The organism is Gimesia benthica, from assembly GCF_009720525.1.
GTDB lineage: Bacteria > Planctomycetota > Planctomycetia > Planctomycetales > Planctomycetaceae > Gimesia > Gimesia benthica.
This window is the reverse complement of sequence record NZ_CP043930.1, coordinates 542,895-568,404: the sequence shown is the minus strand read 5'-3', so window position 1 is coordinate 568,404 and position 25,510 is coordinate 542,895. Positions and strand designations below refer to the sequence as shown.

At 51.6% G+C, this 25,510-nt stretch carries 20 protein-coding genes; 10 read left to right on the top strand and 10 right to left on the bottom strand.

Annotated elements, in window-relative coordinates:
• Window positions 1-8: 8 nt before the first annotated feature.
• The 4 genes from F1728_RS32820 to tsaE form a co-directional block, all read right to left on the bottom strand.
• Window positions 9-2,276, bottom strand: coding sequence for a DNA polymerase III subunit alpha (locus F1728_RS32820; protein WP_228030472.1), 2,268 nt, complete (start codon window positions 2,274-2,276; stop codon window positions 9-11).
• Window positions 2,277-2,559: 283 nt separating this feature from the next.
• Complete coding sequence (locus tag F1728_RS02365; RefSeq protein ID WP_149345758.1) at window positions 2,560-2,841, bottom strand: hypothetical protein; 282 nt, start codon at window positions 2,839-2,841, stop codon at window positions 2,560-2,562.
• Between the two features lie 97 nt (window positions 2,842-2,938).
• A complete protein-coding gene (locus tag F1728_RS02360) occupies window positions 2,939-3,946 on the bottom strand; it encodes an NAD-dependent epimerase/dehydratase family protein (RefSeq protein WP_155362738.1) in 1,008 nt (335 codons plus the stop codon).
• A gap of 41 nt (window positions 3,947-3,987) precedes the next feature.
• Window positions 3,988-4,467 (bottom strand): tRNA (adenosine(37)-N6)-threonylcarbamoyltransferase complex ATPase subunit type 1 TsaE, encoded by a 480-nt coding sequence (tsaE, locus tag F1728_RS02355; RefSeq protein WP_155362737.1) that lies wholly within the window; start codon window positions 4,465-4,467, stop codon window positions 3,988-3,990.
• Between the two features lie 218 nt (window positions 4,468-4,685).
• On the opposite strand from tsaE, the gene F1728_RS31170 reads away from it, so the two are divergent.
• The 5 genes from F1728_RS31170 to uvrB all read left to right on the top strand — a co-directional run bounded on the left by F1728_RS31170 (window position 4,686) and on the right by uvrB (window position 10,670).
• Entirely contained in the window at window positions 4,686-5,051 is a 366-nt protein-coding gene (locus F1728_RS31170; protein WP_194242649.1) for an MFS transporter, read from the top strand.
• Window positions 4,976-5,881 (top strand): MFS transporter, encoded by a 906-nt coding sequence (locus F1728_RS02350; protein WP_194242648.1) that lies wholly within the window; start codon window positions 4,976-4,978, stop codon window positions 5,879-5,881. The genes F1728_RS31170 and F1728_RS02350 overlap by 76 nt, the downstream gene beginning before the upstream one ends.
• A 458-nt stretch (window positions 5,882-6,339) precedes the next feature.
• Window positions 6,340-7,104, top strand: a complete 765-nt coding sequence (locus F1728_RS02345; RefSeq protein WP_228030471.1) for a gamma-glutamyl-gamma-aminobutyrate hydrolase family protein — start codon at window positions 6,340-6,342, stop codon at window positions 7,102-7,104.
• 341 nt (window positions 7,105-7,445) lie between these two features.
• Window positions 7,446-8,450, top strand: coding sequence for a segregation and condensation protein A (locus tag F1728_RS02340; RefSeq protein ID WP_155362735.1), 1,005 nt, complete (start codon window positions 7,446-7,448; stop codon window positions 8,448-8,450).
• Between the two features lie 171 nt (window positions 8,451-8,621).
• Window positions 8,622-10,670: an excinuclease ABC subunit UvrB gene (uvrB, locus tag F1728_RS02335; RefSeq protein ID WP_155362734.1), complete on the top strand. Its 2,049-nt coding sequence runs from the start codon at window positions 8,622-8,624 to the stop codon at window positions 10,668-10,670.
• A gap of 13 nt (window positions 10,671-10,683) precedes the next feature.
• Here the strand turns inward: uvrB and F1728_RS02330 are convergent, their stop codons facing one another.
• The 6 genes from F1728_RS02330 to F1728_RS02305 form a co-directional block, all read right to left on the bottom strand.
• Window positions 10,684-13,266: an excinuclease ABC subunit UvrA gene (locus F1728_RS02330; protein WP_155362733.1), complete on the bottom strand. Its 2,583-nt coding sequence runs from the start codon at window positions 13,264-13,266 to the stop codon at window positions 10,684-10,686.
• 12 nt (window positions 13,267-13,278) lie between these two features.
• Window positions 13,279-13,830 carry a ribosomal protein S18-alanine N-acetyltransferase gene (gene rimI / locus F1728_RS02325; protein ID WP_145040142.1) on the bottom strand — a complete coding sequence of 184 codons (552 nt, stop codon included), beginning with the start codon at window positions 13,828-13,830 and terminating at the stop codon, window positions 13,279-13,281.
• A gap of 325 nt (window positions 13,831-14,155) precedes the next feature.
• Entirely contained in the window at window positions 14,156-14,314 is a 159-nt protein-coding gene (locus F1728_RS02320) for a hypothetical protein (RefSeq protein ID WP_155362732.1), read from the bottom strand.
• Window positions 14,315-14,635: 321 nt separating this feature from the next.
• Window positions 14,636-15,964: a PhoPQ-activated pathogenicity-related family protein gene (locus tag F1728_RS02315; RefSeq protein WP_155362731.1), complete on the bottom strand. Its 1,329-nt coding sequence runs from the start codon at window positions 15,962-15,964 to the stop codon at window positions 14,636-14,638.
• 101 nt (window positions 15,965-16,065) lie between these two features.
• On the bottom strand, window positions 16,066-16,506 hold the full coding sequence (locus F1728_RS02310) for a hypothetical protein (protein WP_155362730.1): 441 nt from the start codon (window positions 16,504-16,506) through the stop codon (window positions 16,066-16,068).
• Between the two features lie 98 nt (window positions 16,507-16,604).
• A complete protein-coding gene (locus F1728_RS02305) occupies window positions 16,605-17,612 on the bottom strand; it encodes a DUF1559 domain-containing protein (protein ID WP_149345766.1) in 1,008 nt (335 codons plus the stop codon).
• Between the two features lie 693 nt (window positions 17,613-18,305).
• On the opposite strand from F1728_RS02305, the gene F1728_RS02300 reads away from it, so the two are divergent.
• The 5 genes from F1728_RS02300 to murG all read left to right on the top strand — a co-directional run bounded on the left by F1728_RS02300 (window position 18,306) and on the right by murG (window position 25,509).
• Complete coding sequence (locus F1728_RS02300) at window positions 18,306-19,823, top strand: UDP-N-acetylmuramoyl-L-alanyl-D-glutamate--2,6-diaminopimelate ligase (RefSeq protein ID WP_194242647.1); 1,518 nt, start codon at window positions 18,306-18,308, stop codon at window positions 19,821-19,823.
• A 46-nt stretch (window positions 19,824-19,869) separates the two neighbouring features.
• Window positions 19,870-21,288 (top strand): UDP-N-acetylmuramoyl-tripeptide--D-alanyl-D-alanine ligase, encoded by a 1,419-nt coding sequence (locus F1728_RS02295; protein ID WP_155362728.1) that lies wholly within the window; start codon window positions 19,870-19,872, stop codon window positions 21,286-21,288.
• A 226-nt stretch (window positions 21,289-21,514) separates the two neighbouring features.
• On the top strand, window positions 21,515-22,621 hold the full coding sequence (gene mraY / locus F1728_RS02290; protein WP_155362727.1) for a phospho-N-acetylmuramoyl-pentapeptide-transferase: 1,107 nt from the start codon (window positions 21,515-21,517) through the stop codon (window positions 22,619-22,621).
• A gap of 241 nt (window positions 22,622-22,862) precedes the next feature.
• A complete protein-coding gene (gene ftsW / locus F1728_RS02285; protein ID WP_155362726.1) occupies window positions 22,863-24,296 on the top strand; it encodes a putative lipid II flippase FtsW in 1,434 nt (477 codons plus the stop codon).
• Window positions 24,297-24,372: 76 nt separating this feature from the next.
• On the top strand, window positions 24,373-25,509 hold the full coding sequence (gene murG / locus F1728_RS02280) for an undecaprenyldiphospho-muramoylpentapeptide beta-N-acetylglucosaminyltransferase (protein ID WP_155362725.1): 1,137 nt from the start codon (window positions 24,373-24,375) through the stop codon (window positions 25,507-25,509).
• Window position 25,510 lies beyond the last annotated feature (1 nt).

The following is a 25,510-nucleotide window of genomic DNA, read 5'->3' as shown; positions in this document are numbered from 1 at the left end:
TGCATAGGCTACCCCCCATAAGCTGTGGAGTGCGATTTATTGAAACCGTAACCGGCAAATTTTTCGATCATGTCGAAGAGTTCGATTGCCAGTTTTTCATCCATGTCCCGTTCTTTGGCACCTGCGATGTACTGGTCTTTGAACTCTGCGATGATTTTGAGCTTCTTCTTGCTGATCGCTTTAATACAACGATACGCGGCAGAAAGCTCAATCCCTCCGACGCGGTTCAGAATCCGCATCACCTGTTCCTGGTAAACCATCACGCCATAGGTTTCTTCCAGAATTTCATCCACGATCGGATGAACTTTAGGGATCGGAATCCGGTTGTGTTTCACATCGACGTACTGCATCACCATCCCCCCTTCCAGAGGACCCGGGCGATACAGGGCCGACGTAGCGATGATGTCCTGGAACTTGTCCGGCTTCATCTTGGTCAGCAGGTCACGCATTCCTCCACTTTCCAACTGGAAAATGCCCTTTGTTTCTCCGCGTTGCAGCAGGGCAAACGTTTCTTCATCGTCCAGAGGAAGCTGGTGCGGATTGATTTCAATCCCACAATGCTTCTTAACGTTCTGAACGGCTTTGTCCAGAATAGTGAGGTTTCGCAGACCGAGGAAGTCCATCTTGAGCAGCCCCACCGATTCCACGGTAGGACCATCCCACTGGGTGATAATGTCCGTTTTGCCGGTGATTGTCTGCAGGGGGACGACTTCAGAAAGTGGCAAGTCGGCGACCACCACTCCCGCAGCGTGGGTCCCTGCACTGCGGCAGAGACCTTCCAACTGCATAGCGAGATCAAGCAGCTGTTTTACTTCCATATCCTGGTCGTAGGCGGCTTGCAGATCGGGACTTTCCTTGATGGCATCTTTGATCTTGATCCCCAGTGAATCGGGAACCATCTTGGCAATTTCGTTGACGCGCGCGAGGGGGACGCCCAGCGCACGGCCGACATCACGGATGGCGGCTTTGGCCTTGAGTGTACCGAACGTTCCGATCTGGGCCACGCTGCGTTCGCCGTATTTCTTTTTGGTGTAGTCGATCACCAACTGACGGCGGTCACGACAGAAGTCGATATCGATATCGGGCGGTTCGGTACGGCTGGGGTCGAGAAATCGTTCGAACAGGAGATCGTACTTCAGGGGGCAGACCTGCGACATTCCCAGAAGGAAAGCTACAATGGCTCCACAAGCCGAACCACGGGCCGTACAGGGGATCTTCTCACTTTCAGCAAAGACGACAAAGTCCCACACGATCAGGAAGTAACTGGAGTAACCCATCTGCTCGATGACGCCCAGTTCCTTGTTAAGACGATCCCAGTGCGCCTGGCTCAATTCATCACCGTACTTGAGGGGCAGGCGTTCTTCACAGAGTTTGCGCAGATACTGAGTGTCTGTCATGCCATCCGGTGGCTGGAATACCGGGTAGAATTTTTTGTCCGACATCTGAATGTCGACCCGCTCGGCAACCTCCTGTGTGCGGGCAACCGCATCCTCAAAGCCGGGGAACGCGTTATACATTTCTTCCTGAGTACGGACGAAGAACTGGTCTCCTGTCATTTTCATCCGTTTTTCATCACTTACGACCGCACGCGTACTTACGCAGAGCAGTACGTCCTGGGCAACAGCATCTTCCTGTTCGACATAATGCGCATCGTTGGTGGCAACCAGTGGCAGGCCCATTTTGTTGGCCAGTTCGACTGTGCCTTCCATACACTGCCGCTGAATCTCCAGACCGGCATTCTGGATCTCCATATACACGCGATCGCCGAATACTTTTTCATACCAGGCGCATAGCTTTTCAGCCTCTTCCCAGTCTTCTCCCAGAATATGGTGCGACAGTTCGCCTGCGGCACAGCCTGTCAGCAGGATCAGTCCGTCGCTGTGGGCTTCCAGGATCTCCTTGTCGATTCGCGGCTTATAATAAAAGCCTTCAAGGTAAGACATGGATGAGAGTTTGATCAGGTTTTCGAACCCCTGACGATTCTGGGCCAGCAAGGTCAGGTGAAAACTGGCCTCTTTCATCCGCGAAGCCCCCTTTTCGAAACGGCTGCGGGGGGCAATATACGCTTCCAGACCCAGGATCGGATTGACTTCCTGACTCCGGCAATGGCTATAAAAGTCCATCGCTCCGTACAGGTTGCCGTGGTCGGTGATTGCCAGCGAGTTCATGCCTGCTTCTTTGATCTTGCTGACCATTTCCGGAATGCGGCTGGCGCCATCCAGCATGCTGAAATGAGTGTGACAATGCAGGTGAGCAAAAGGACGTGTGTCGCTCATGAGTTTCCGTGCTCCCATATGATGGCTGCCGTCCAGGCAGTTATTGGCTTGCGCAGTGAGAGATATCTAAGGCAGGACACTGGGGAGAATTCCACGACAGTGCTCCAGTTAATGAGTGTATTTGGAATATTGGGTTTGTCAATCTACCTTACGCTACTGAGGTTTGGGTTTTTGATATGGACGAGCTTTGATGTTAAAAGCCTGGGAATTCAGGGCGTCTCTTTTCAGGCGACCAGATCCTGAAAGCTGCTGCAAGCTTGACTGACCTGAATCGTCAGGTGGCTTAGATCCAGAGATTGATGTACCAGTTTACGCCATCTGCGAGGGGCGGACAGAGGTCACAGGCCAGTAAGAGTGGCATATAGAATGCGGCGAAGAATGGGGAGCTCATTGAGTGGTACGAAGCAAACCATTGCCAGAACAATGGACCGATGGAAAGGATGTATATCGTCAGGAAAATAGCCAGTTGAATCAGATAGCTGATGATATACCGCCGCCGACTCCGCTGGGGGAGATTTGTTTCTGTCTCTGGCAGATCGGGTGCAGACGTCAGTTCACTTTCCATGTGGCTATTCTAAGCTTGAAGAGAGAGTCGGGTCAAATACCCATTCTCTGGAGATCTATAAAAACAGGTATTTTCACAGGGAATTCACAAGTAAGAGTTACCCTGGCAATTTCTGATGTTCTCGAAACCAGTCAATAGTCTCTGACATGGCTTCTTGATAGGTCGTCTGTGGTGCATAGCCCAGCTCATGCTGCGCTTTGAGCGTGCTATAGTCCAGATTCAATCCCAGAAACTTGATACGTGCCTGAGAGAGGATGGGGGCCTGTTTCTTTCCCAGCAGACGCCAGAGTCGCTCAAGCAGTTTCGCGAGGTGCCGGGCTACCGACAGTGGGACTACTTTTTCTGGTGACTTGTATCCGGCCTGTTCTGCGATCGTTGAGATGAACTCCCGTTTGCTGACCAGGGTAACGTCGGTGATATTGTATATCTGACCGACGGCCTGTTCCTGATTCAATGCGAGAAAGATAGCATCCACCAGGTGTTTCACATAGGTGTTATTCATCAGTTTCTCAGGAGAGCCGAGATATGCAAACTGACCAGACTGGAGTCGCTCCAGAATTCGGGGCAGAACGGTCCGGTCGCGGGGGCCATAAATGAATCCGGGACGCAAAATGGTATATGGAATCGACTGTTGCTGGAGCAGTTGCTCTGCTTCGATTTTGCTCAAAGTGTAACCATCAATGCCGGATGCATGAGGGGGCTCGGTTTCATCAGTGCCATGATGATCACGGGCTGCATAAACGCCCAGGGAGCTGATATGGATAAATCGCTGTAGCTTACATTGTTCCTGGAGAGCTGCGATCAGGTTCATTAAACCGGTAACGTTGGTCTGACGGTATTCTTCGACCTTACCCCAGTCTCCCACTTTGGCGGCGGTATGTACGACCTGGGTAACGCCCGAGAGCTTGCCTTGAAGAGTTTCGGGACGGGTCAGGTCGCCTTCAATCAGTTCTGCCCCCTGCTCTTGCAGGAATGACGCCTGCTCTACAGAGCGGACCAGAGCGGTGACTGGTTGACCGAGTTCTAGCGCCCGCTGGATCACCTGGCTGCCTACCAGTCCGGTCGCACCTGTAACAAGCAGTTTCTCCTCAGCTGGATTTATCATGTCTGGCCTCCCTGCCGATGCGGCATTATGGTGTTATGGTTTCAGCCTATGGTTTTGAGAGCGGCGATGATTTTGGCTGAACGAGGACCCAGTCCGCTGAATTCGAAGCGACGAGCGGTTTCTGAGGCGTGTGTGATCGTGATCTGCAAGACATCACGGGGCAGCACTTCTGAAACTTTTTCCGCCCATTCAATCAGGCATACTCCCTCTGCATACAATAATTCGTCTGCTCCCAGTTCCAGGAATTCGTCTGTATCTTTGAGACGATAGGTGTCGAAGTGGTAGAGCGGAAGTTGACCTTCGTACTCTTGCACCAGTACAAAGGTGGGGCTGTTTACTTCAGAAGGATCGACTCCCAGTGCCGCGGAAATCGCCTGGACGAGTCGAGTTTTACCGGCACCCAAATTCCCATTCAGGGCAATGACCGTGCCTGGAACCAGTTGAGCGGCCAACAGTGCCCCTAGACGCCGGGTATCTGCTTCACTGGTTGAGTCAAAGGACCATTCTGCCGCTGTTTCCAAGTATCCATCTTTCCTGAATCGAAGGTTGAGTCACTGAACTTCTGCTGGTATAGCCTGTTTTTCTTAAAATCACAATGCATCATCCCTGTATATCACGTGCCGAAAACATATCAAAACTCAGACTGCTCCAGGGCAGCCGATTTCCAATTCACGGGGCACATCAGTAGAATATCAGCTGTCCTCCTGTTTGATCCCCTGCCTCGAAATTCTGTTTCAAAATGCCCTACGCTTATCGCTGTCTGATCTGTCTCACGCTCACGCACATCATCGTTGATGCCTCAGCCATTGTGGTCGGTCCCCTTTGGGGGGAACTGGAACGGGTACACTCGCTTTCGGAAAACGCATTGTTTCTGGTTTTGACGATTCATGCACTGGCTTCATCGCTGGCGCAACCCGTTTTCGGCTATATTCGCGATCGATATCCAATTCCCTCAATTTTATGGATTGGTCCTGTGTTGGGGGCGATCATGATGCCTCTGGTCGGACCTGCTCCCAATGTGGCGGTATTGTGTGTGGCATTGTTACTGGGGGCGTGGGCATCGGTTCCTTTCATCCCGAGGCCGCTGTGGTCGCGGGAGCTCTGATCCCCGAACGCAGGACACGGAGTTTGTCGCTATTCATGTTTGGTGGCGCAATGGGACTGGCGCTGGGACCGATTGCCTGTGGTGCCATTGTTACAACCTGGGGCTTGAAAAGTGTCTGGATCCTGGCTCCTTTGTATGCCGGTTTGATCCTGATTCTACACTACGTTGGAAAACCACCAGCAAAACTGTTCGAACGCGATAAAACTCAGAAACCTCAATCGCTCTATCATATGCTGGAAGGAAAAATCCCTCTGGCACTGTTCCTGTTTATGGTCTGTTCATTGAGGCTGGTTCCAAACATGGCGATGGACAAACTGATTTCTTTCATTCTTAAAGATCAGAATGTTTCTGCTTTTCAAATTGGGTTAGTGCAATCCGTTTTTCTGTTTTCTGCCAGTGTCGGCATGTTACTGATGGCGTTCCGGTTCAAATCCGGTCACGAAAAAGCGTTTATGATTGCCTGTCCGCTGCTGGGAATTCCGCTGATGCTGGTGTTGGGCTGGGAAGGCTGTCCCACGTGGTTGATGACGCTCCTGCTGGTTCCCAGCGGGCTGGTGTTGTGGGGGACGAGTCCAGCGATGGTTTCTTATTCTCATCAACTGTTTCCCAAAGGTGGTGGTGTTGCTTCAGCAATTACCATGGGCATGGCCTGGGGAGGTGGCGGAATGATTCAGGCAAAAATTACGAGTCATTTCGTTTCGTTGGGAGCTCCCCATCTGGCCTTTTATGCGATTATTCCCTGCCTGTTGCTGGCAGCCATTGGTGCGTCCGCCCTGCCGGCGTTGTCGACCGAGTCAAATCAACAGAATGAAGCTTTAGAGACGGCTTAAGCCTGCCAGTCTGTCGCAGGGAAAACCCCAGTTTCAAAAGAATTCTCTGAAAAAAGCCGATTTGTGATGCAAATTCAGGTGTGCGAAACACCCAAGGCACAAGATATGGTGTCTGATCTGCAACTTGAAAAAATAATCGCTCAAAATGATCGATTCGCTGGACAGCCTTCAGACGGGGTACTAAGATCCCCCCACTTGAATGATTCGAACTGACTCACAGACGACATTCAAACGGACTGATTCACATCAGTCCGACACGGACCGAAGGAACGGACCGCTAGAAGAGAATGGATTCTATTTTCTATTCGTTCGACAGGGGGGATATTTCATCCGCTCGAACGCACTTCGTTAGCGTATCGCTCTGCTTTCTCCGGTCCCCGGTTTTTGGGGATATCCCGTTACCTCCCCAACCCGTTTTGACCGCACAGGAAGTGCATTTGAAGTGAAGGATGGATTCGATGTCAAAAAAACCTCTGATCGGAATTACCGGAGACTTTCGCCCCGAGCAAAAACAGACACAGGCACTGAGCTGGTTCTACACTGGCTACTATGACTCAGTGACCGATGCCGGCGGAATTCCCGTCATGGTTCCCCCGCTGGCCGATGACGATGACTTAAAACAAATGCTCGAACAGCTGGACGGTCTGGTACTTTCGGGTTGTGCTCTGGACCTGGATCCGATTCGCCTGGGATTCGAAAAGCACCCTGCTTCCCGCGCCATGCCCCTGCGTCGTGAAGACTTTGATCGTCGCGTCTGCACCATGGCCATGGAAATGAAAATGCCGTTGTTGGCCATCGGATCTGGTATGCAGCTGATGAATGTCATCAGTGGTGGAACACTGCACCAGCATGTGACAGAAGATGTTCCTGGTGCCATGTATCACCGTGATGGTGTTGAAGCGAACCTGCGACATATCATTGATATCGTACCTGGTACCCGTGTTGATAAAATGTATGGTCCCGGAGAAATTCGGGTGAACAGCCAGCATCACATGGCTGTGAAATATGTTTCCAAAATGTTTGTGGTTTCTGCAACAGCACCGGATGGTGTTGTTGAAGCAATCGAAGTACCTGATGAGGACTGGTTCTGTGTCGGTGTGCAGTGGCACCCGCAGAATCATTCTGCTTCCGCTCTGGATATGCAGGTCTTCGAAAACTTCCTGGCTGCCTGCGAAGAGCCAGAACCACAAATTCTGCAAATGCCTGTCCGCAAAGCAGCGTGATTCCAAAATGGATCACGGAGGCACTTCTCCATCGATTGTTCAGGATGAAATCGCTGAGAGGAACTTAAGGTGCTTCAGCTTTGTGTCATCGGAAAACGATGAATCAAAATCGGCAAGTCATCAGGACTTGCCGATTTTTCTTTTCCCCTCCGAAGCTGGGGAAAGTTTCAATTTGTGACGGTTAATCTGACGATAACGATCATAGCAGGCTGGTGTGCGCGAAGTCTGACGAAAAATAGCCCACCGCCTGAATTGAAATAAGTATTCTAACCCGCTGACAGAGAACAGGTTATCGTAATGTTGCCCTGACGATATTACGTGACAGAGCCCGAACCAAACTTATGACGACTGCCCAATATAAGGTCGAGTTGCAGATATACAGTGGTCCATTGGACCTGCTGTTGTACCTGATCCGTCGGAATGAGCTCGACATTCTGGACCTGCCTGTGGCTACGATTACGTCATCCTTCAATGAGTTTCTAGACGTGCTGGAACTGATTGATCTGGATCTGGTGGGTGACTTTCTGGTGATGGCGAGTACCCTGGCGGAAATCAAAAGCCGGATGGTACTTCCCCGGGCGGAAGAAGAAGAAATTGCGGAAGTGATTGACGATCCCCGCAGCGATCTGATTCAGCAGTTGCTGGAATACAAGAAGTTCAAAGATGCAGCGAACGCTCTGGAAGAACACGCTGCTGAATGGCAGGAGCGTTATCCCCGACTATCAGATGAACGGCCCAAATCGGGTAAGGATCCTGCAGAGGATCTCATCAAGGAGGTCGAACTTTGGGACCTGGTCAGTGCGCTGGCCCGCGTAGTGAAACGCAAAGAAGTCGAAGAGGAGTCGAGCATCACTTATGACGACACGCCAATCTCCACATATGTAGAGCGAATCGGAGCCCGCGTGCGTCAGGAAGGGAAACTCGCCTTCAGTGCATTCTTTGAAGGCGAAAAACTGCGCAGTCGGATCACCGGGATCTTTCTGGCGATATTGGAACTGCTTCGTCATCATCATTTCCGGGCAGATCAGCCGGAAGATTACGGCGAAATCTGGATTATGGCTCCCCTGCCCGAAACGCAAGACTCAGACTGCGCTCCGATAGCGGAGACTACTGACGCGTCGGTACCTGAGCATGCGGAAGAGGAAGTTGCCAGTGTCGAAACAAATGATCCCGAGATGGTGCAGACAGCTCAGGTAGAAGTAGAGGCACTTCCCGAGTCGGGCGAGACTGAGCCTGATCAAGTCGCTTCGGATGCTGCTCCTGAGGACGAATCTGCTGTGAGCGATCAACCAGAGGTGGGTCTAAGTGACGACACCGATCCGGACTCACTCCATCCGGAAGCATAGTCATTTTTTAGGTGTCCGGGCTGGGATTATTAGTTCTCTGCCGGGAATCAGTGGCTCCCTTTATTCGCGACACCAGGATGCTCTACAATATCTGACATAGAAGAGATGCATTTCCCCGTTCCGGTCAGAGGTGAACCGGTGCGCTGACCAGACGCAGAGAGTAGAGCAACCATGTCCGTGTTTCAGTTACAGAGTGACTTTCAACCTTCGGGGGATCAGCCCCGTGCCATCGATGGACTGGTGAAAGGCATCAAAGAAGGCAAGTCTGACCAGGTTCTGCTGGGGGTGACCGGATCTGGTAAAACGTTCACAATGGCCAATGTGATCGCAGAACTGGGACGTCCTGCTCTGATACTTTCACACAATAAAACTCTGGCAGCGCAATTGTATTCTGAATTCAAAGAGTTCTTTCCGAATAATGCGGTCACTTATTTCGTAAGTTATTACGACTACTATCAGCCGGAAGCCTATATCCCGCAGCGCGATATTTATATTGAGAAAGACGCTTCGATCAATGATGAGATTGATCGACTCCGGCTTCTTGCGACCAGTGCACTCGTCAGTCGGCGGGACGTGATCGTGGTTGCCAGCGTGAGTTGTATCTATGGTTTAGGGTCACCCAAAGACTACCTGGAGATGATGATTCCCCTGCGTGTGGGAGAGGAGATTGACCGGGATGATATGCTCCGCAGACTGGTAGATATTCAGTATGATCGCAACAACGTTGAACTGGCGCGAGCCCGGTTTCGCGTACGTGGAGACGTAGTTGAATGCTGGCCAGCATATGAAGAGTTCGCCTATCGGATCGAGTTCTGGGGAGACGAAATCGAAAACCTGGCGATCATTGATCCTTTGACGGGCGAGGTATTACGAACGGTCAACGAGGCCTACATTTACCCTGCCAAGCACTTTGTTCTTCCGCAGGAACGGATTGAATCAGCGATCAAAGAGATTCAGACAGAATTGGATGAGCGGCTGCAGGTGTTACAGAGCGAAGGGAAGTTGCTGGAATCTCAGCGGCTCAGTGCCCGGACCCGCTACGATATGGAACTGCTGGAGGAGGTTGGCTTTTGCCCGGGTATCGAGAATTACAGCCGTGCTCTGGCGGGCAGAAAACCAGGTTCCCCACCGGATACACTGCTGGACTTCTTTCCTGATGATTTCCTGTTGTTCGTAGATGAATCGCACGTAACAGTCTCTCAGATTCGAGCCATGTTTGCCGGGGATCGTTCGCGTAAGACAAACCTGGTCGATCATGGATTCCGGTTGCCAATGGCTCTCGATAACCGGCCTCTCACCTTCGAAGAATGGAACGAACGCCGTAAGCAGACTGTTTTCGTTTCCGCGACACCAGGCGACTGGGAGCTGGAACGCGTTGAGGGGGAAGTTGTTGAACAGGTCATTCGACCCACGGGGTTGATTGATCCTGCGATACGCATTGTCCCGGCTCGCGGTCAGGTGCCTCATCTGAAGGAAGAAATTCTCAAGCGGGTGGAGGTAAATGAGCGTGTGCTGGTAACGACCCTGACCAAGCGGCTGGCGGAGGATCTGTCGTCTTATTTTCAGGAAGAAGGCATTCGCTGCGCATGGCTGCATTCTGAACTTGATGCCTTTGAGCGGGTTGAAATTCTGCGGGGGCTCCGCGAGCAGAAGTATGATGTGGTTGTGGGGATTAACCTGTTGCGCGAAGGACTGGATATTCCGGAAGTGTCACTGGTCGCCATTCTGGATGCAGATAAGGAAGGTTTTCTGCGAAGTGAAACAAGTCTGATTCAGACAATCGGGCGTTCGGCACGACATGTGAATGCTGAGGTGATTCTCTATGCAGATCGAGTGACTCCCAGTATGCAGAGTGCGATTGAGGAAACGGAACGCCGCCGCGCGATTCAGGAAGAGTATAACCGCGAGCACAACATCACTCCGGAAACGATTCGCAAAGCGATTAAGCGGGGGATTGAAGACGAAATCGAGGCGCGTCAGTTTGTGCGGGAGTCAGTCGGCTTTTCGGACGAGTCAGAATACATTACCCAGGAGTTTCTCAATGAACTGGAAAGTGAAATGCTTGAAGCAGCGGAGAAACTGGAGTTCGAGCGGGCGGCACTCCTGCGAGACCGAATTGACGATCTGAAAAAGTCGGGAGGCAAAGCAACCAAGTCAGCGTCAGGAAAATCATCCGGCAGGGGCGGTAAAAAAGGGAAGCGTCAACGCCGCAGACGTTGATTCAGTGTGATTGCTAAAAACCAGAGTTCAGCTTCTGGAGTGCTGCACCCGTGAGGGAGTCGGGGTGCTGTGCCACTTCGGTGGGTGTGCCGGTGACTACGATCTGGCCCCCCTGCTCTCCTGCGGCTGGTCCCAGGTCAATGATATGATCGGCAATCCGAATGAGTTGCAGGTTGTGTTCGATCAAAATCAGGGAGTGTCCCGCCGTGAGCAGGTATTCAAAGCAATTGAGCAGGTATTGTATGTCCAGGGGATGGAGGCCTCGGCTTGGTTCATTCATCAGGAACAGTGTGCGTTTACGACTGCTGGTCGTGAGGTAAGCTGCCAGTTTGAGTCGCTGACATTCTCCACCAGAAAGGGATGGGAGTGGCTGACCCAGGGGGATATAACCCAGTCCCACATCTTTGAGTTGCTTTAGTTTTTTCTGCAGTGACGCTTGTCCCCGGAAAAAGGGGAATGCCTCATCGACGGTCATTTTCAGAACATCTGCGATGCTCAGTTTGCGATATTTTATCTCCAGAAGTTCGCGTTGATAGCGTTCTCCGTGGCAGGACTGGCACTCCATGGTCAGATCTGCCAGGAACTGCAGGTCGATTTCGATGAAGCCGGTTCCTTTGCATTCAGGACAACGTCCCCCATTTTTACTGTTGAAGCTGAAGTCTTTGGCTGTCAGGTTTCGCAGTCTCGCGTCAGCGGTCTGGGCAAAGATGCTGCGGATTTCATCAAACAGATTCAGGTAGGTCGCGGGGATGCTGCGGGGAGTCTGGCCGATCAGTGATTGATCCAGCAGAATAACCTCGTCGATCTGATCTGTTCCGGAGATTGACTCATAACCTGCTTCCAGGGCTGATATGGGCTCTTCAGCTAGTGCGCTGGTGAGGCTGGGGAACAGGGTCTGTTCCACCAGGCTGCTTTTACCGCTTCCACTGATACCGGTAACGATACAGAGTTGCCCCAGCGGAAAAGTAACTGAAATGTTCTGCAGATTGTTTGTGGTGCAGCCTGTGAGGGTGATCGATCCACTCGCTTGTTTTCCGGATAGGGATCCAAAGTCATTGGAATGAGTTGAGTTGAGAAAACGGCTGGTTGGCGAGTCAGTCGCATCTTGCATTTCGAGAATTGAACCCTGGAAAACGAGTTCTCCCCCAACTCTACCGGCACCGGGGCCGAGTTCGATAATGTGGTTTGAGGCACGAATGAATTCCGGGTCATGTTCCACGACAACCAGGCTGTTATTGAGGTCTCGTAACTGCTGCAGTATCGAAATCACACGCTGGCTGTCAGTTGGATGCAGGCCCGAAGAGGGTTCGTCCAGAATATAAAGTGTGTTGACGAGGTTCGAGCTGAGAACGGCAGTGAGTGCGATTCGTTGCTGCTCTCCGCTGGAAAGCGTGGAACGACGGCGATTGAGGGACAGGTAGCCGATGCCCAGGTCTTCCAATGTCTGCAGTCGATTAGTGATCTCCCTGACCAGCGAAGTTGCCGCGGGTGTTGAATCGAGGTGACTCAGCCAGGAATTGATCTGTGGTATCGCTTGTGCCCCCAACTCATCAATGTTCAAATCTGCTATCCGGACGGCACGAGCCGCGGAGTTAAGGCGACTTCCCTGGCATGAACGACAGGAGAGTTCGCCTGACTGAGGAGCAGTACCTGTACCCCGACAGACTGGGCAGGCACCCATCTGGCTGAAGAAATTAAAGAGCTGTGGCTCAGGCTTCAGGTAGCTCTCCTGGCATCGCGTGCAGGTGAGGCTGGAGAAGAAATCACAGCGGTACCATTCCTGTTCATCAACAATGAATGGTGTGTCCTTCGGTTGGCTTGCTGGTAGCTGCTCTACCAGTAATGTTGCTGTACCAGCAGATTCGGTAAATGCCAGCTCCAGGCTTTCAAGGATACGCTGATCATCTGCTTTACGAGTGCTGAGGCGATCGAGTACGATCAGGCAGTTATTCGTGATCGAGCTGTTGGTGCCCAATTCGTCGAGCTTGCAGGAGTGGTGATCAATGATCGCGCGCGTCAGGCCCTGCTGAATCAGTTCGGCCAGCAGTTTGTCGGTCGGTCGATCAGAAACAGATCCCAAAGGAAAGCAGATCTGGAAACGTGTCTGTTCAGGCAGGCTGTGTATGAAAGTGAGGACCGATTCTGGGGATTGTGGTTTGACGGGGATCTGGCAGTTTGAGCAGATAACCTCTCCCAGGGTGCTGAACAGCAGGCGGAAGTAATTCTGAATCCCGGATTCAATGCCGACGTTCGGTTCCAGTGTTTTACCTGTAGCAGCGCGTCGTCCGGCGTTCTGTTTGAGAGCGACCGTAGGGGGGATCCGGGTAATCCGGTCAGCGTCCGGCTTGGGCAACTGATGAATGAACTGACGTGCTGCCGGCGAGAGGGTTTCGAGGTAGCGTCTTTGCCCTTCCGCATAGAGGGTGTCAAAGGCAAGGCTGGTTTTGCCTGAACCACTGACGCCACAAACTGTCACCAGTTGCTGCAGAGGCAGATCCAGGTCGATGTTTTTGAGATTATGGACACGGACTCCGCGCAGCTGAATCGCAGGCGTCTCAGGACTCTGTGTTGCTTCGCCGTGCGAGAGTTCAGTCATGTGCTGTCAGTTTCAGGCAGCGTCGGAGGCGTCCAGGTAGTTCGTGATCCGGTTCTTGGGAGATAGGCCAGGAGCAAACTCCTGTTCGGTCCGCTGCAGGCGATACTGGAGGACATAAGCATCCTCCCCGGCGTCTTCGAAATAATTCCGCAGCACTGAGACAGCGCGGAAATCCATTTTTCGGAAGAACAGCTGGGCCGAAAGATTGGTTTCACGGACTTCCAGAACAATTTCCCGGCGTCGTTGCTGCGAGAGCTTGTCGATCACCCGCTGTACCATCTGGCGACCGATTCCCTGCTGCCGAAATTCCGGGGCAACAGCGAAATTCAGTACCTGGATCATAGATTTATGCAGTTCGTAAATCATGAATCCAACGATCTGATGGTTGTGTTCGGCTACCATTCCGATGCAGTTCCGCTGGCGGAGGCAGCTGAGAAAGTACTCTTCAGACCAGGTGTACTCAAAGCTTTCTTCTTCGATACGGAGAACCTCTGGCATATCTCTGCGGATAAGCCAGCGAATTTGAACCATTAAGTCCTGATTGGGGGGTTGATTGAGACTCATAGTGGCCTTCCTGCTACTGATAAGTGCTTCAATAAGTTCCTGCAACTGGTGCCCTGCTTCATCCTGAATCAGGCAGCAGCTGGATCGAAAATAATGACGGTAAAGGCTTGTCCGGGCGCCGATAATCATGGTCATGATTGAAGACGTGAATCAAAGCTGACGACGCCGAAAACAGCGAGGTTGATTCGCGAAACTTATCAGAACTTGAAAACGGCGCACAGAGGAATTTCAGCATTTTTTCGTGAAATCGGAGACGTGCAGGAAACGTTTTGCGCAGGTAGTGCTCTGACCTGACGTTCTGAATCCTCTGTGCAGCAGGGGTTTATCAGCCTTTGGGGGGGATAGGCATGCGGCGTTTCATCACCATGTGGTTGATGACTTCTTCTACGCCGGTCAGTGCCTGAATTCGTTTGCTGAGATCCGGGCATTCGTCATCGAACTCGAGCACACCTTCCAGGCAGACACCATTTTTGGTGCGACGCACGACCAGAGAGTTCAGGCAGACATCGGAGTCGATGGCCAGCGCGTGCTTGATCTCACATTCGAGTGCGTGTGGCGCTTCGAAATTACGGGGAGCAATACGTGAAGCTGTGTTTGCGGGAAGCGGTTGGGCTGTGCGGGGGGGGGGTTACTTTTCATGTGGTTGTTCCTTTCACCACCAGTTGAAATCGTTCCATCAACATACTGGATTTGGGTCTATCCTCTGACTCAATCTTAACATTCACTGAAGAAACTGATAGATGAAAAGTAAACCTTCTTTCTAAGAATTTGAAAAAGGACCTCCCCCTCTCGAATCCAGCCTGAGTTACTTCGAGGTAGTAATGGTACAGAGTGAATAAGGGATATCATTGATGTGGTAGATGGCTTCCATGTAGTAGGCGACATGGCCCTTCTCTGGTTTGTTTATTTTAGCCAGGTAGCTATTGTCTTCCGAGGCAACGTCTTGTGACGTCCATTGGGCGTCACGGAAATCCTTATCGTCAGAGTAAGCACTCCAGATGCGGACCCGAGTCGGTTTGCTCTCACAAGTCAGCTTTAGTTCGTAATCATTGCTGTTGTCCCAGCTTATGTTCGGCAGTTCCTGGCCCGTTGCTGCATGGATGAAGAATGCTGCAATGGTTTGCAGGGCGTATTCGACTCCATTCCCCAGGTCATGTCCTGCGTTGGGGACCTGCAGGATGTACTTCGGACCTACCAGATCTGACCAGTAAAACTTCATGGCGTCGACGACCCAATAAGGATCATTGGTGCCATTGACGAGGAGTTTGGGGAGTGTGAGTTGATGGCGGTAGGTGTAAGGGTCCATCATCAGTCGCAGGTGTTTTTCCCGAGGGGATTCGACCCCTTCAACGATCAGGCCTTTGCTGGTGTAGTCAATGATCTGGACGCTGTATTTTCCCCAGGTGGCAATCTGATGTTTCATCTGTTTGCGGAAATTCAGGGTGTCGATCACGATTGGTGCGGTGGCGATGATCCGTTTGTCGACAACGGGTGTGAGCCAGCTGGTCCAGCCGCGCTTGGATGCCCCGGTAATGACGAAGCCGTCAATCTCAATACTTCGATGCTCGCGCGCAATTTCCTGAATGGCGTCCATGGCTTTGACGGCACTTTTGGCCATGGGAAACAGCAACGGCCAGTTTTCGTCTCCCGTTTTCAGGTATTGCAGCCAGGTTTCGGTGATCAGATCATCCTCTTTTTTGCCATCAAACAAGGGCTGATTGGGGACCTGTGTCAGTAAGGCGATGCGGGCTCCCGTGGTTTTGGCAAGCAGGAAGGCGGGTTTGAGTCTTTTTTCGTTGGGGCGCGAGCCGTTGCTGCCCCCTGTGACGAACAGCAGAACCTTGTTGTTAATCCGAACCTGATCGGGCTCAAAGATGTAGAGCCAGTGCTTCCAGGTGTGTCCCTGCCACGTTTGTGAAGTCAGCTCTACAGGGTAGGCTGTCACGCCGTCGTGGGACAGTGAGTCATGGATTTCCCATTTGTATTCAGGCTCTTCTTTCTGGATGTAGTTAAAGAAAGCCTCGGGAACCTCTTTCGCGTCTACCGGTCTGGTGCGGAGGTTTACATTTTCCGCTGCAGGGAGTACCGAATTGAAGCTGAAAAATAACAGGAGAATACAGGTTCTTTGCAACATGTTTTACTTCCGGTATATGAGCAGGAGTGGCGTGCAACTATTTAGGGCCGCCTGGTTGAGTCATTCTGGTGCGACCGTTTTGTAGATGATTGCGGGAAGGTTTATTTGGTGGTCAGTTCGATGACACCCAGATCAACTTCATCGCCCTCTTTAACAGAAAATTCTATTTTTGACTTCTGTGGTGAATCATAACGTTTTTTCAACTTGTCCGGTCCGCTATAGCCACGGTTCACCAAATCGAATTTCTTCCAGACAAAAGTCAGAGCGTATTCGCCGGGAGGAAGACCATCACCGGTTGTATAAGTTGAAAGTTCAAAGACGCCATCGTTATCGCTTGAGCCTCTTGATAGCGTAGGGTGTTCCGTATCAACTTCACCCTTATTGACGCAATTGATTTGAATCGGGGACCCGGGGGCTTTGCCATCAACGGTGATTTTCCCTTTTACGGGATAGGTTTTTTTTGTGTAAGGTTCCTCTACATGGTTGCAGCCTGTGAATACAAGCGACAATAAAATCAGGGGAATGGCATTGATTCGTTTCATGGAGCTTTCTCGGTTGTGGCTGATGTGGAATGGCTAAACCTGTCAGCGCCAGACGTAGCATCTGACGCTGAGCCTGCTGTTGCTTGGGCAAGATAGGTTTAGAATTCGCCGAGGACTTCTCCCCCCGCACGAGTGGTGAGAGATGCCAGAGTGTAGGCATCAACATTCTGGCTGATGAAACGGACGGCGCCATCGCCCAGCAGAAAGTGAGCCCCTCCAACGTGGAAGCTCAGAAAGCCTGCACTTCTGATATTAGTGCAGTTGATGGCACAGGGGCCATCGGGTGTACCATCTCTGAGAGAACCTGAGTACCAGTGCTCACCATTCAGGAGGTCTCCCCATCCGCCACCATTAGTTGAGCCATAGGCGGATGTGAACGCCGAGTGAATGGTTGTGCCAGTATAGATATTTGTGCCTCCCACCCGTTCGCCGAGCAGGATTGTATTAGAGGTTCCGTCAATTACATCACGAATTCTGGTAATCGTATTGCTTCCCCCTGAAGGATTGCTGGGGTCAACTCCTACATTGGTCAGCATTCCGGATCGACTGTTAGCTGCCGGGTGGCCGGTGTAGGCGATTGAAGAATAAGTGCCGCGAACCCCTAAAGCCGGGCAATAGTCAGTTCGAGCAGCGGTGTAGGTAAGTGGAAATCCGGCAGGTGTTAAGTCGTAGGTGTGGGTTGTGGCCTCTGGTGTGGAAGGACACATGAAGACTGGAAGTGGGTTCTTGATGACCTGCAGGTTTTGTTGCACAGCAGGAATGGCGGCCAACTGATCGAAAGCAGGATACGATGAATTCCACTGGTTGTAGAGTGGTGCCTGATCCATGTAGGGGAGAAGCATGATGTTGTAAACACTGGCTTTCGGATTTGCAGGGTTGGCGGCATCTACAAACCAGGAAAAGGGGAAACAGCTGTGTGCATCATGGTAATTGTGGAACGCCAGGCCTATCTGTTTGAGGTTGTTTTTGCACGTCGATCGACGGGCTGCCTCTCTTGCCTGCTGGACTGCCGGCAATAACAGTGCAATTAAGATGGCAATAATCGCAATGACGACGAGTAACTCAATCAGAGTAAAACCTTTTTTGAGGCGCGAGTTCAGTTTCATCCTCTTTCTCCTTAGGCACAGCGAAATGAATTATGGGATCCAGGGAAAATCAGAGTAAGAATACATTCTCCATAAAGAGAGCTTTCTTCTGTTTTATATTCAGCAAATCACGCACCACAGTGTGGTTCAGATTGCTGGCAAGAATTTGCAGTTTGAAAATGACCTATAACTTCAGGTTTTTTGATATCAGGCATTTAGGACATGTATTGGATAGGGCCTGATAATTTCTCAGCATACCTTCCGGTTTCGAGACAATCCATATCATTATCTATGAAATAGGTAAAAATACTAATTTTAATTTTTGGGGTAGCGGGGGTTAAGAACCTGACGGTGTAAGCTGCAGGTTAAGGTGGATTCTGGGGGCAGAATTTCAGCCGAAAGGAGCCCTGCCTCCCATTGCTTTTGGTTCTGTGGATAGGGAGCAGTTTGGATGAATTAGCAGTTGTCTGTGTAAAAATTACAAGCGGTTTGGGCTGCGGCATTTTTTTGCATAACCCGCCTTGACCAGATTTGAAGAATCGGGAGAATGCTCCCACTTCAAAGACGCAATCAAAAATCAATCACTTCCAAGCACATCTCCCAGCCAGTTCCGGCTGTTATTATTTGCCACCAGCCTTTTAGATCAAAGCATTCCCTAGCCACCCCCTTTCAGACATTGGTTTCATTGAAATGCATGGTTCATACCTCACATCCATGTCATCTTCATCGTTAAGCTTGTCGCCGGGAACGATTGCCATCAGTTTAAGATCGCAATTTCCTTCCGCGAGCTTTGTGGATTGTGCCGACATTTGCGTGACTTCCCTGCAGTCCGACAGTCGACGCTGTCAGCCGGGAGACCTGTTTGTGGTGATTGCCGGGACCAGGGAGTCTGCTGAAAAGTATATCCCCGAGGCAATCAAAAACGGTGCCAAGGCGGTACTGACCGGTCGTCCGTTGACGGGGCTGGAAGTTCCTCAATGCATTGTGGCTGACGTTCGTAAGGCATACGCGATTCTGTGTATGGAACTGGCAGACCGACCTTCAAGGCAGTTGGAGGCGGTAGGGATTACCGGAACCAATGGAAAGACAACGGTCAGTTGGCTGGTCCGGTCGATTTTACAGAGTGCCGGTCACAAAACCGGTCTCTCAGGCACGGTCGAGTACCATGATGGAAATAAGTCTCGGCCTTCTTCGCTGACGACGCCCGATGCGTTAGAGTTGTCGCAGTTATTATCTGCAATGGTCAAGAATGAAGTCACACATGCAGTAATGGAAGTCTCCAGCCATGCCCTCGACCAGAGCCGGCTTGCGGGAACACAGCTGGCTGTCGCGGCGGTGACGAATGTCACACAGGATCATTTTGACTATCATCAAAATTTGAAAAATTATGCAGCCTGTAAAGCACGAATCATTCAGCATCTCAAGCCTGAAGGGACGCTGGTGCTGAATTTCGATGATCCCGTTTGTCGTTCGATGGCAGACGGAAAGCAGTCGGATCAAAAGCTGCTGACTTACGGACTTGAGTCGGAAGCAGATCTGCAGGCGACTGGGATACAGGAATCAGCGGCTGGTACAGAATTTGAAATTGTATTCGAGGCAGACACTGTGTCAGTCAGTACGACTCTCATTGGCAGACATAATGTTTCGAATTGCCTGGCGGCAACAGCTGTCTGCCTGGGGCTTGGTCTGAGCCTCCAGGAAATCGTGACCGGAATTCAGGCGCTGGAAAATGTTCCCGGTCGAATGGAACAGGTGAATTGTGGCCAGTCCTGTAGCGTGCTGATTGATTATGCCCATACTGATGACGCATTGCGACATGCGATTCTCTCTGCCCGACAGGTCTGCAATCGGCGTTTATTCTGTGTATTTGGGGCCGGCGGGGATCGCGACAGTTCGAAACGTGGACTGCTGGGGATCGCGGGCAGTGAAGCGGATCGGGTGATCATCACCAGCGATAATCCGCGGAGCGAGGATCCGTTTCAGATCATGAAAGCGATTGCTGCCGGCTGTCAGTCTCAGGGAGTGACGCCGGAACTGATCGAAGATCGGAAGGCAGCGATCGAATATGCTTTGTCAGAAGCCGGAGCAGGAGATCTGGTGCTGATTGCCGGTAAAGGTCACGAATGCGAACAGATTTTACGTGACAGGAAAGTTCCCTTCCGCGATCGACTGGTTGTAGAACAGTATTTCGCGGAGCAGAAAATTTCGGACTCTCAGAAAGTTTCCGCTTAACAGATTCTATTATTCACAATTCAAAGGAACTACGGGCCAGACAGTTATGAATCATCTATCTCTCGCAACACTTAGTAAGGTGCTTCTCAGCAGATCGAATAACTTCGATCCCGCTGCCGGTACAGCTGGTGTCAGCGGGATTTCAATTGATTCACGCACGGTCCAACCAGGGGATCTGTTCTTTGCAATTCAGGGACAGCGCCTTGATGGTCACGAGTTTGTAAAGCAGGCATTGGAACGGGGGGCAAGTGCCTGTGTTGTGAAACAGCAGCTCGTCTCTGAAAGCAACTCGGCACAACTCTTGTTGGTGGATGATGTGAATCAGGCACTCACGCGGTTTGCTCACTGGTATCGCCGGCAGCAGTCAGCAACTGTCATCGGAGTTACGGGAAGTGTTGGCAAGACAACCACCCGCAATATGATTTACACGGCCCTGGCTCCTTATCTGGAAGGGGTACAGAGTCCTGCTAACTATAACAATGAGTTTGGTGTCCCCCTGAGCATTGCTCAGCTTGAGTCTGTGCATCAGTTCGCGGTACTGGAACTGGGGGCTTCGCAGACGGGCGAGATTCGCAGTCTGGCAGAAGTGGTGAGTCCTGAGATCGGTGTCATTACTGGAATCGGGCCTTCGCATCTGGAACATTTTGGAACACTCCAGCGAACGGCTGAAGCAAAGGCAGAACTGTTTGAGCAACTTCCTGTTTCGGGACTGGCAATTGTCAATGGTGACGATGCCTATGCGGACTTTCTGGTCTCTCGCAGCCCTGCTCCCTCGTTCCGGATTGGTTTGGGAGAAGGCAATGATTTGCGAGCTGTGGCGGTTCGTCAGGAAGAAAATGGCCTGACCTTCAAGGTCGATGGAACAAATTTTGTTATCCCAGTCATGGGCAGTCATTTTGTCTACCCTGCTCTGATCGCGATTGCCGTTGGTAAAGTGCTGGGACTGTCAAATCAGGAATTATCAGACAGCCTGCGGGAGTATGAACCAGTTCGCGGTCGCTGTCATGTCGAACTGGTTGGAGACTGGACCGTGGTGGATGACGCATACAATTCCAGTCCGGTTTCGATGCGAGCGGCTTGTGAGTTGTTGAGCGACTGGCCAACTCACGGAAAGCGGATTCTGGTAATGGGTGACATGCTGGAGTTGGGGCCAGACTCGCCCGGTTATCATCGCGAAATTGGAAAAAAGATCGCCTGTTCCACAATCGATCGATTGTATGTCTGTGGTGCCCAGGCGGCATCCGTTGTGGCAGGAGCACTCGAAGAACAGTTCCCTGCTGGATGTATCGTGCAAGGGACAGATGTTGAAGAGATTCAAGCGGATGTGTTTTCCGGTCTGGAGCCGGGAGATGTCGTTTTAGTCAAAGGTTCCCGTGGTATGCGGATGGAGCGGCTGTTGGAATATCTCAAGCAGCAGGTTTCAGAGCGGTCCACTTCGGGAGAAAAGAATATTTCATGTGTCTAACTCAATGATTTTGCCATGTGCTTAGGGTTTGCGGGAATCCAGAGCGCGTTCGCTTCGGCGGACAAATCAGCACCGGAATTTGTGATTAATTGGGTCGATCACTCCAATGCTGTATCATGGTGAAATCATTTCCGGGCGTCGAGATTGGGGTCTCGGCGCCCGGTCTCTTTACAGGACCTGGTAAAAAAATGAATGAGCCCCTGAATCCGGGCGAGAAAAACACTGCATGATCATTTGGCTGTTGAATCATTTTTCTCCCCTGCTGGAAAAACTGGAAGTGCTCTCCACGGGCGATTCGCGTGTGTTTCTGACTGCACGCATTGCGCTGGCCAGCCTGTCTTCATTTCTGATCGCGATTCTACTCGGCCCGTTTGCGATTCGCTGGCTGGAAAAACGTTTCCGGGAACGAATCGACAGCGCCTCGGAAAAGCTCAATGAAATTCATGCTTCCAAGAATGCAACCCCGACAATGGGGGGCATTTTTATCGTGGGAGCAATCTTGATCTCCGGTCTGCTCTGGGCGGATCTTTCCAGTGGCTACGTGCAACTCGGTCTGTTGACGGCAACGGGATTTGGGCTGCTGGGGGCTTATGATGACTGGGTGAAGCTGAGTACCAAACAGAATGGTCTGAAGCCGCGGCAAAAACTGATTGTGCAATTAATCTTTTCTGCATTGATTGGGGCTGCTCTGTGTTACAGTCATTCAACGGTTCCAGCGGGCCTGGATCTGATCATGCCGGTCACTCGTCTGGTGTTTCCCCTCGGAATTCTGTTCGTTCCCTGGGCGATGCTGGTCATGACGGGGAGTTCCAATGCTGTCAACCTGACTGATGGGCTGGATGGACTGGCCAGTGGGTGTATGGTGTTTGCCGGATCTGCTTTCGCCGGCCTGACGTACCTGGCGGGACACAAGGTGATGGCAGAATATCTACAAATCCCCTACATTCCCGGGGCGGGTGAACTCAGCATTCTGCTGGGAGCAGCCGTGGGGGCGGTGCTTGGATTTCTCTGGTTCAACTGTTATCCAGCCCAGGTTTTCATGGGAGATACCGGTTCCCTGCCTCTGGGAGCGCTACTCGGGTTTGCGGCGCTGGTCATTCGACAGGAGGCTTTACTGGTGATTGCCGGCGGCGTTTTTGTTGTCGAGACACTGAGTGTGATGCTGCAGGTGTTCTGGTATAAGCGAACCGGAAACCGCATTCTGGCCTGTAGTCCTCTGCACAATCATTTCCTGTTCAAGGGCGAACATGAAATGAAGATTGTGGTTCGCTTCTGGATCTGTTCCGCCTTGCTGGCGATTATTGCTGTTGCCAGTCTGAAAATTGCAACCTGATCTGCCGTCGAATCAGTTCGGTTCAGGTAAGTTTGAAAAGCACTGGCTGTTCTGTCGATTCTAGCGGTCTGCGAAGTGGGGGCAGCGATTCCATGGCCTGTTATCACGGTTTTGTCAGCTGATTCATGTCGGGCGGCAATGTTTCTGAATCAGGGTCTGGTTATGGGGTTACCTTTGGTGAGGTGCCCGAAAAATAGACGATTTCAGAGATGTCACTCTGTGTCATTTTCGAGATCGGAATATGAAACCTACCTCACTCCTGCCGCAAACTCAGCCTGATCATGATCGCAGCCTGTTCATCTCGATGGCTTGCGCGCTGCTGGGGATCGGGGTGTTAATGGTACATAGTGCCAGTATTACGTCCTGGCCTACCGAGTTTGAGCAGGTTTACCTGTCCCGACACCTGACCTTTCTAGCTCTGGCGGTTGTAGTTTCCTCAATTGCTTCCATGCTGCCAGCCCGATTCTGGTACGAGCGTGCGCCCCTGCTCTTCTGGGGAACCGTAGCATTGCTGGTGCTGGTACTTATTCCGGGAGTCGGGACGCGGGTGAATGGTGCTCAGCGCTGGCTGAGATTAGGGCCTGTTTCATTGCAGCCCTCCGAGCTGGCAAAGATCGCTTTGCCATTGCTGACTGTGCGATTGATGGTCCAGCGTCGGGCGTTTTTAAACCATTGGTGGAAAGGCACAATTCCGCTGCTGGTTCCCCTGCTCCTCGTGATTCCACTGGTGCTGAAGCAGCCTGACCTGGGAACCTCGCTGTTTCTTGTGGGGGGCGTGGCGTTGTCTCTGTTCCTCGGTGGCTGGCCTCTTCGTAATTTTATGTTAGGTCTATTATGTGCGATTCCTGCGGTCGGAATGCTGGTGGCATTGCGGCCTTATCAGTTGAAACGTATCACCGGTTTTGTAGATACCTGGACTGACTGGCAATCGGCGCCATACCAGCTGAAACAGTCTCTCATGGCTTTGGGGGCTGGCGGAATCAGTGGTTCCGGTCTGGGCAAAGGAGCGCAAAAGCTCAGCTTTCTTCCCGAAGCGAATACTGACTTTGTCTTTTCTGTTGCCGGTGAAGAGCTGGGGTTGATTGGTACCTTGGGAATTGCAGGTCTCTGGATCGGGCTGTTCCTGGCCGGGTTCAATATTCTGCGTTCCCAGAATCAGAAGTCTTTTGCCTATGTTGCGGGTTTTACACTTTTGCTGCAGCTGGTGTTGCAGGCAATTATCAATGTGGCCGTCGTCACAGCTATGGTTCCACCCAAGGGGATTTCGCACCCTCTGATTAGTTATGGCGGAACGAACCTGATGGTCAGTCTACTTTCATTGGGGATTATTGTCAGCTTAACACGCGCGGGAACAGATGAAAGTCTGCAGATCGATCCTGCCCTGGATCAGTCAGGTGATCCTGAACCTGCCATTGATCAGTCAGTGTCCTATCTTCCAATTGACGAAGCATTCGAGGATGAAGCATTCGAGGATGAAGCATTCGAGGATGAAGAGTGCGAGGATGAAGAGTGCGAGGATGAAGAGTGCGAGGATGAAGAGTGCGAGGATGAAGAGTGCGAGGATGAAGAGTGCGAGGATGAAGAGTGCGAGGATGAAGAGTGCGAGGATGAAGAGTGCGAGGATGAAGAGTACGAGGATGAAGAGTATGAGGATGAAGAGCTGGAAAAAGAGTGACTGGGATTTTCCTATGACATGTTCTATGCTGAGCTGTCTGATCTCAGTTTGAAATCCTTGTCCAGTAGCGTCCACAATGATGACCGAATCCCGTCTTAAGAAACGATCTCTTATTTTTGCCGGCGGTGGCACTGGCGGTCATCTGCTTCCCGGAATTGCGGTGTCAGAACAACTCGCCTTAATGGACGACTTTTCGATTACATTTATTGGTTCCAATCGACCGGTCGAGCAGCAGATTATAGAACGTTCGGGGTATCAGCATCTCGGACTGGCTTCTTCTCCCAGTAATGAGTTGAAAAGCGCTCCGTGGAGATTCTTCTGGAATAACGGACGTGCCTGTCTGCAGGCGCGGCGGATTTTGCGTGCGGAACGACCGGTTGCGGTGATTGGACTGGGCGGGTTTGCCAGTGTGCCTGTGATTCTGGCTGCCAGCTGGCTTAATATTCCGATTGTATTGTTAGAGCAGAACATCATTCCCGGTCGAGCCAACCGGTTTCTGTTCTCTCGCGCCAATGTTATCTGTACTTCGTTTGCCGAAACCCGTCTTCCCAAGCCTCGCTCTGGAAAGCCTTTGATTGCTTTTACTGGTAATCCAGTGCGTGAGCAGATGACGCATTTTGAGACCAACCAAAAGAGTGAACCATCAGAGATATTGTTGCTGGTTCTAGGTGGCAGCCAGGGGGCACGAGCGGTGAATCAGGCGGTACTCGCTTTGTTAGAACGAGGGCGAGATGCCCTGCCTCGCAGACTGCATGTCGTGCATCAGACAGGTGAGACAGACTGGAAGTATGCGGTGCAGGAATATCAGAATCTTCAGGAACACGATTCCGAATTGCGCGTAACCGTTGAACCCTTTATTGATGATCTGGCGGAATGGTATTCAAAGGCCGATCTGGTGATTTCGCGGGCGGGAGCTACGACTCTGGCAGAGCTGGCCTGTACGGGGTGTCCGACGCTATTGATTCCCTACCCAAATTCGATCGGTGATCATCAACTGATTAATGCTCAATTCTATGAGGCAGAAGGAGCTGCGGTACTGGTAGAGCAGATGGCTGATGCCGAAGTGACCGCGCGCAATCTACAGACTGCTGTGGTCGAATTATTGCATGATTCTACGAAACGGAATTCATTGTCTGTGGCCATGCAGAAGCTGGCCCTGCCCGAGGCTTCCCGGAAGGTGGCGGATGAAATCATGGCTCTTATAGCCCATTGAG

Excerpts from the sequence above, each read along its gene's own strand:
- F1728_RS32820 (WP_228030472.1), bottom strand. The coding sequence starts at position 2,276 with ATGAGCGACACACGTCCTTTTGCTCACCTGCATTGTCACACTCATTTC.
- F1728_RS02365 (WP_149345758.1), bottom strand. The coding sequence starts at position 2,841 with ATGGAAAGTGAACTGACGTCTGCACCCGATCTGCCAGAGACAGAAACA.
- F1728_RS02360 (WP_155362738.1), bottom strand. The coding sequence starts at position 3,946 with ATGATAAATCCAGCTGAGGAGAAACTGCTTGTTACAGGTGCGACCGGA.
- F1728_RS31170 (WP_194242649.1), top strand. The coding sequence starts at position 4,686 with ATGCCCTACGCTTATCGCTGTCTGATCTGTCTCACGCTCACGCACATC.
- F1728_RS02345 (WP_228030471.1), top strand. The coding sequence starts at position 6,340 with ATGTCAAAAAAACCTCTGATCGGAATTACCGGAGACTTTCGCCCCGAG.
- F1728_RS02340 (WP_155362735.1), top strand. The coding sequence starts at position 7,446 with ATGACGACTGCCCAATATAAGGTCGAGTTGCAGATATACAGTGGTCCA.
- uvrB (WP_155362734.1), top strand. The coding sequence starts at position 8,622 with ATGTCCGTGTTTCAGTTACAGAGTGACTTTCAACCTTCGGGGGATCAG.
- F1728_RS02330 (WP_155362733.1), bottom strand. The coding sequence starts at position 13,266 with ATGACTGAACTCTCGCACGGCGAAGCAACACAGAGTCCTGAGACGCCT.
- rimI (WP_145040142.1), bottom strand. The coding sequence starts at position 13,830 with ATGAGTCTCAATCAACCCCCCAATCAGGACTTAATGGTTCAAATTCGC.
- F1728_RS02315 (WP_155362731.1), bottom strand. The coding sequence starts at position 15,964 with ATGTTGCAAAGAACCTGTATTCTCCTGTTATTTTTCAGCTTCAATTCG.
- F1728_RS02310 (WP_155362730.1), bottom strand. The coding sequence starts at position 16,506 with ATGAAACGAATCAATGCCATTCCCCTGATTTTATTGTCGCTTGTATTC.
- F1728_RS02305 (WP_149345766.1), bottom strand. The coding sequence starts at position 17,612 with ATGAAACTGAACTCGCGCCTCAAAAAAGGTTTTACTCTGATTGAGTTA.
- F1728_RS02300 (WP_194242647.1), top strand. The coding sequence starts at position 18,306 with ATGTCATCTTCATCGTTAAGCTTGTCGCCGGGAACGATTGCCATCAGT.
- F1728_RS02295 (WP_155362728.1), top strand. The coding sequence starts at position 19,870 with ATGAATCATCTATCTCTCGCAACACTTAGTAAGGTGCTTCTCAGCAGA.
- mraY (WP_155362727.1), top strand. The coding sequence starts at position 21,515 with ATGATCATTTGGCTGTTGAATCATTTTTCTCCCCTGCTGGAAAAACTG.
- ftsW (WP_155362726.1), top strand. The coding sequence starts at position 22,863 with ATGAAACCTACCTCACTCCTGCCGCAAACTCAGCCTGATCATGATCGC.
- murG (WP_155362725.1), top strand. The coding sequence starts at position 24,373 with ATGATGACCGAATCCCGTCTTAAGAAACGATCTCTTATTTTTGCCGGC.